The organism is Sphingomonas elodea ATCC 31461 (assembly GCF_000226955.1).
In the GTDB taxonomy this organism is placed as follows: domain Bacteria; phylum Pseudomonadota; class Alphaproteobacteria; order Sphingomonadales; family Sphingomonadaceae; genus Sphingomonas; species Sphingomonas elodea.
Window position 1 is genome coordinate 19,377 of record NZ_AGFU01000124.1, and the last position, 6,147, is coordinate 25,523.

Sequence of the window (6,147 nt, forward strand, 5' to 3'; positions counted from 1 at the left end):
CATGGTGGGTATTCGCCGTCCATGGAGGCGTTTAATCTGCTTCGACAATTTTTTCGCAGGGAGTTTCTCCTAGGACCCGCACTGTCGTGTGCATGCCTCCCGTCACATAGCCCCACTGTTTCCGCACACCGTTGGTGCAACGAACTTCGATTACGCCTTCAACCCGGGGAATGGCGAAGAAGTAGCCGTTCCAAAGCCTGTGCAATCTTTGCTCCGTACCGCCGCTATTGGTGACAAGGACCGTTTCTACACCACCCGTTTCATCGATTACGGCCGCGGAGCCCGCTATCCAGAACATGGCCGCAATCACCGCCAGAAGCGCCGCGCCGATTAGCCATGGAAAAGGACCAGAAAGCAAAGTGCGCATAGCGCAGCATTAACGTCTTCACGAATGACTGCAACGGACCATGATCTGCAGGCAGCGCTCCCGCACCGTGTGCCTAGTGCAGGTGCTTCGCTTCGGCCGTCTGGTGTGCCCGCTCCGCCAGCAGGGCCTGGGACTCGCGCAGGATCTGCGTCGCCCGTGCGACATCCACAGCGGGCGAGAACAGGTGCCCCTGGCCATAAGCGCAGCCGATGCCGCGCAACCGCTCGGCCTGGAGTTCGGTCTCCACGCCCTCGGCAATGACCGCCATGTCCAGCTCGCGGGCGATGTGCAGCACGCCTTCCAGGATCGCGCGGCTGGCGCTGCTCTGCATCAGCTGATCGGTGAAGGTCTTGTCGATCTTGAGATAATCCACCGGCATCGTCAGTAGATGGGTGAGCGAGGCATAGCCCGTGCCGAAATCGTCGAGGGCGACCTTCAGGCCCTGGCCGCGGAACCAGCGGAGCGTGTCGGAGACCGAGGTGTCCCCCTGGCCGAGATAGACCGACTCGGTGATCTCCAGCGTCAGATGGTGCATCGGCACGCCGTGGCGGGCGAGCACTTCCGGGATCACCTCGCGCAGGCGGCCGCCATGGAAGTCGCCCGACGAGAAGTTCATGCCGACATGCCGCGGGGCCAGCCCCATGTCGCACCAGCGACGCAGATCGACCGCGACACGTTCCAGCATCCGCGCGGTGATCGCCCCGGCGACCTTGCCGTCGGTGGTCGCCTCGAAGAACTCGGCGGCGGAGGCGACGCGGTCGCCCAGCTGCATCCGGCAGAGTGCCTCGAAGCCGATCACCTCGCCGGTCGTCAGGTCGAACAGCGGCTGGTAATAGGGCAGCAGGCGGTCTTCCGCCAGCGCGCGCTCGACCGAATGGATCGCCTCCAGCCGCCGCGCCATGCGCGTGGCGATGCCGGGCCAGTAGCGCACGAAGCTGCCGCGCGCGGTTTCCTTCGCATGGTACAGCGCAAGATCGGCGTTCAGCCGGACCTGCTCGGCCGTTTCGTTCGCGCCGATCAGCGCGCCGCCGGCGGTGGCGCGGGGTACGACGCTGCGCTCGCCGCCCTCGATCGGCTGGGCCAGCGCATCGAGCAGACGCCGGGCGGTCTCGGCGGGGTCGGCCAGTGCTTCCGGGCTCTGCAGCAGCACGGCGAACTCGTCGCCGCCCAGGCGATAGGCCCGGTCCGGGGCAGCGGCTTCCGCCAACCGCTTGGCCGCGTGGATGATCAGTTCGTCCCCGGCGACATGGCCGAACGTGTCGTTGACGATCTTGAGGTTGTCGAGATCGACCAGGAGCAGCCCCCAGCCATCCGGCTCGGTGCAGTCGAGGTCGCTGAGCGAGGCGGTGAAGGCCGAGCGGTTGGGCAACCCGGTGAGGCCGTCGAGCTGGGCACGGCGGACCTGCTTGGCGCGCCAGATGTCCTGCTCGATCGCGATGGCGCAGAGATGCAGGCAGACCTCGACGATTCGCCGTTCCAGCGGTGTGGGGCCGCGCGGCACGGGATAGTAGAAGGCGACCACCCCGGTCACGTCGCCGCGACCGTTCTTGATCGGGTTGGACCAGCAGGCCCGCAGGCCGATCGGCCGGGTAAGATCGAGAAACTTGGTCCAGTTGGGGTCGGTCTCGATGTCGCTGCTGATGTAGGGCTGGCCGTGATAGGCAGCCGCGCCGCACGATCCGACGCGGGGGCCGATCATCAGCCCCTCGATCGATTGGAGATAGTGTTCAGGAAGGCTGGGGCCCGCCACCGGGATCATCCGCCCGGCGACATCGACGCGCAGTACCGAGCATCGCACGTCAGGCACGCGGGCCTCGACCTCGCGACACAGCCGGTCCGTCACCGATGCCAGGTCGGCACCCTTTGCGACAAGCTCCAAGATGTTGTTCTGAAGCGAGATGTCCACGCGCGTCGTCGCCCTATGCCCGTCCTTGCGCAGATTGGGGGGTACAGCGTTGCACTGTGCATAACAGGAGCATCTGTAAAACTACATAGTCTTGCAGAGAGGCGCTATGCTAGGCGCGTGCGGATTGGCCGGCCGACGGCGCCCCGTTGCCATCCCAGGGAGGAGTTTCACGCATGATCCGTGTCGTAGGGGCTGCGGTTGCCGCCTTGATGCTCGCCGCCCCCCAGTCGCCAGATACCGGCGCCTATCTTGCGCCCGAAGCCTATCCCGACGGCATGGCTATCCTGCCGCCGCCGCCGCCGCCGGGCAGCGCGGCGGCGGCGCTCGACCTGAAGATCTTCCGCGACACCCGCCGGCTGGCCGGCACCCAGCGCTGGCAGATCGCGACCGATGACGTGACCAACGATCCGCTGCGCAGAAATGCCTGCGCGATGCACATGGTGCTGGATGCCCGCCGCGCGCCGGCGCTGGCTCATCTGCTCGATCGCGCCGCCACCGGCCCCGTCGTGTCCAGGGTCAAGGCCGCCTATCAGGTGCCGCGCCCCTATCTGCGCACCAACGGGGAGATTTGCGAGCCGAAGACCGCGCACCTGGCCGGCAATGGCGACTATCCGTCGGGTCATACCGCCAATGGCTGGATGGAAGCGCTGATCCTGGCCGAGGTGATGCCGGAGCGCGCGACCGCCATCCTCGCGCGCGGCCGGGCCTATGGCGAGAGCCGGGCTATCTGCGGTTCGCACAGCAGGAGCGCGGTCGAGGCGGGATTCATGGCCGGAGCGGTCGTCGTCGCCGCCCTGCATGGCGCCCCGGCATTCCGCCGCGACGTGGAGGCGGCGCGGGCGGAAGTCGCGGCGCTCGCCGCCAGCGCCCCGCGGCCTGACGAACGGACCTGCGCCGCAGAGGCCCACGCGCTCGCCGTCCGCCCCTGGTGAGCGGCGGCGCCGGCGCGGTTGATCCCGGCCACGGCATCGCCTAGGCAGGCGGCTCGATCGCGCCGGTGCCCTTGGCAGGGCTTAATCGGGAATGCGGTGCGGGGAGCGTGCTCCCCAAATCCGCGGCTGTCCCTGCAACTGTGAGCGGATAGCGCGATGCACTGGCCTCCTTCGAGAGGCAGCCACTGGGCGGCAGCGCCTGGGAAGGCGTGCAGCGTGCCGTGACCCGCAAGCCAGGAGACCTGCCGGCGTCCGGTCGCTCTTGCCCTGGTCCAGGGGATGGCCGCGGCACGGTGTACTCCGTCTGAGCGACGCATGAGCGGCGGGGGCCGCTTGCGGCTGCTCGGCCCGGTCGCTCGGCGTCCGGTCGGGAAGGGCAGCCGGCCGTGCGCGGCAGGCCCCGGCCAGGTCGCACGACGCCGCCGGAGTGCCGTTTCTTGGCTGCCATTTCGCTACGCATGCGCGTTGCCCTGCTGTTCGCCGGGCTGATCGCCGCCAATCTCGCTGCCTGGGGCTGGGCCTTCGCCCTGTTCCACGCCCAGCCGCTGATGCTCGGCACGGCGCTGCTCGCCTGGGGGCTGGGGCTGCGCCACGCGGTCGATGCCGACCATATCGCCGCGATCGACAACGTCACCCGCAAGCTGATGAACGACGGCCAGCGCCCGATCGCCACCGGCCTGTGGTTTGCGATCGGCCATTCGGGGATCATCGCCATCGCCTCCGCCGGCATCGGGCTGGCGACCGGCGCGCTGGCGGGTATGGGGGCCCTGAAGGAACTGGGCGGCGTCGTCGCCACCGGGGTCTCGGCGCTTTTCCTGTTCGCCATCGCCGCGATGAACCTGATCATCCTGCGATCGGTGTGGAAGACCTTCGCCCATGTCCGCGCCGGCGGCGCCTATGTCGAGGACGATCTCAACCTGCTGCTCGCCGCGCGCGGGCCGCTGTCGAAGCTGTTCGGCCCGATGTTCCGTCTGGTCAGCAAGAGTTGGCACATGGCACCCTTGGGTTTCCTGTTCGGGCTCGGGTTCGACACGGCTACCGAGGTGGCGATCCTCGGCATGTCGGCGGGGCAGGCGGCGCACGGCGTCTCGCTCGGCACATTGCTGGTGCTGCCGGCGCTGTTCGCGGCGGGGATGGCGCTGGTCGACACGCTGGACGGGGTGGTGATGCTGGGCGCCTATCAATGGGCGTTCGTGAAGCCCATCCGCAAGCTCTACTACAACGTCACCATCACGCTCATCTCCGCACTGGTCGCGATCGTGATCGGCGGGATCGAGACGCTGGCGCTGATCGGCGACAAGATGGGCTGGAGCGGCGGCGCTTTCGGCCTCGCCGTCGATCTCGGCGCGCATTTCAACGGGCTGGGCTTTGCGATCATCGGGCTGTTCGTCGGCTGCTGGCTGGTGAGCTTCGCCATCTATCGCTGGCAGAGGCTGGACGAGATCGAGGTGCGCGGCTAGAGCCGTACCAGAGGGTTCCTCGCGGACCTTCGCAAAGATCGCGCCGGTGCCCGGTAGAACGGGCTTAATCGGGAATGCGGTGCGGGGAATAATCCCCAAATCCGCGGCTGTCCCTGCAACTGTGAGCGGATAGCGCGATGCACTGGCCCCGTCTGAGGGGCAGCCACTGGGCCGGCAAGGCCTGGGAAGGCGTGCAGCGTGCCGTGACCCGCAAGCCAGGAGACCTGCCGGCGCAACGGTCGCTCTTGCCTTGGTCCAGGGGATGGCCGCGGCACGGTATTTGCTTCCGTTCGAGCGACGAAGCTGTGCGGCTGGGGCTGCACGGTCGCGTGGTGTCGGGCGTCCTTCGCGCCCGCCCGTCGTCGCGCGCCGGCCGGACGTTGGTTCTGGCAAGCCCCCGCCTGGTCGCTCCGGCGCGGGGGGGAAGAGTTCATGACCGACCTTGCCAAGGTCCCCGTCACCATCGTCACCGGCTTTCTCGGCGCGGGCAAGACCACGCTGATCCGCCACCTGATCCAGAACGCCGGGGGGCGCCGCCTCGCGGTGGTCGTCAACGAATTCGGCACGCTGGGCGTCGATGGCGAGATCCTCAAATCCTGCGCCATCCCCGATTGCCCGGCGGAGAACATCGTCGAGCTGGCCAATGGCTGCATCTGCTGCACCGTCGCCGACGATTTCATCCCCACCGTCGAGCGGCTGCTGGCGCTGGAGCCGCGGCCGGATCACATCCTGATCGAGACCTCGGGCCTCGCGCTGCCCAAGCCGCTGCTCAAGGCGTTCGACTGGCCGGCGATCCGCAGCCGCATCACCGTCGACGGCGTGCTGGCGCTGGCCGATGCCGAAGCCGTTGCCGAGGGCCGGTTCGCGCCCGATCTCGTCGCGCTGGAGGCGCAGCGCGCGGCCGATCCGGGGATCGATCACGAGACCCCGCTCGCCGAGGTGTTCGAGGACCAGCTCGCCTGCGCCGACATGGTGCTGCTGACCAAGGTGGATCTGGCGGGGCCCGAGGGGGTCGCCGCCGCCCGCGCGGTGATCGCCGCCGAGGCGCCGCGCCCGGTGCCGGTGGTGGAGATCCGCGAGGGTGCGATCGATCCGCGGGTGATCCTGGGGCTGGGCGCCGCCGCCGAGGACGACCTCGCCGCACGGCCCTCGCACCATGACGGCGAGGACGATCACGAGCATGAGGATTTCGACAGCACCGTCGTCACCTTCGGCGAGATCGCCGACCCGGCCGAACTGGTGGCGCGGATCGAGCGGCTGGCGCGCGAGCACAAGGTACTGCGGGTGAAGGGCTATGCGGCGGTGGCCGGCAAGCCGATGCGGCTGCTGGTCCAGGCAGTCGGTGCGCGGGTGCGGCACCAGTACGACCGCCCCTGGCGTGCCGGAGAGCCACGCGGCACCGCGCTGGTCGCGATCGCCGAGCATGACGATGTGAACCCCGACGCGTTCCGCGCAGTGCTGGCCGGCTGAGCCGGGCGGCAC

At 68.6% G+C, this 6,147-nt stretch carries 5 protein-coding genes and 2 riboswitches; of the genes, 3 read left to right on the forward strand and 2 right to left on the reverse strand.

Annotated elements, in window-relative coordinates:
* Positions 1–31 precede the first annotated feature (31 nt).
* Both KK7_RS22755 and KK7_RS0119610 read right to left on the reverse strand, forming a co-directional pair.
* Entirely contained in the window at positions 32–367 is a 336-nt protein-coding gene (locus tag KK7_RS22755) for a hypothetical protein (RefSeq protein ID WP_138984012.1), read from the reverse strand.
* Positions 368–440: 73 nt separating this feature from the next.
* Entirely contained in the window at positions 441–2,273 is a 1,833-nt protein-coding gene (locus tag KK7_RS0119610; RefSeq protein WP_010546342.1) for a putative bifunctional diguanylate cyclase/phosphodiesterase, read from the reverse strand.
* Positions 2,274–2,446: 173 nt separating this feature from the next.
* On the opposite strand from KK7_RS0119610, the gene KK7_RS0119615 reads away from it, so the two are divergent.
* The 3 genes from KK7_RS0119615 (at position 2,447) to cobW (ending at position 6,135) form a co-directional block, all read left to right on the forward strand.
* Entirely contained in the window at positions 2,447–3,205 is a 759-nt protein-coding gene (locus tag KK7_RS0119615) for an acid phosphatase (RefSeq protein WP_010546343.1), read from the forward strand.
* A 51-nt stretch (positions 3,206–3,256) separates the two neighbouring features.
* Positions 3,257–3,469, forward strand: a riboswitch (cobalamin riboswitch).
* A gap of 194 nt (positions 3,470–3,663) precedes the next feature.
* Positions 3,664–4,665, forward strand: a complete 1,002-nt coding sequence (locus KK7_RS0119620) for a HoxN/HupN/NixA family nickel/cobalt transporter (protein WP_010546344.1) — start codon at positions 3,664–3,666, stop codon at positions 4,663–4,665.
* A gap of 27 nt (positions 4,666–4,692) precedes the next feature.
* A riboswitch (cobalamin riboswitch) is annotated at positions 4,693–4,911 on the forward strand.
* 186 nt (positions 4,912–5,097) lie between these two features.
* Positions 5,098–6,135: a cobalamin biosynthesis protein CobW gene (gene cobW, locus KK7_RS0119625; protein ID WP_010546345.1), complete on the forward strand. Its 1,038-nt coding sequence runs from the start codon at positions 5,098–5,100 to the stop codon at positions 6,133–6,135.
* Positions 6,136–6,147 lie beyond the last annotated feature (12 nt).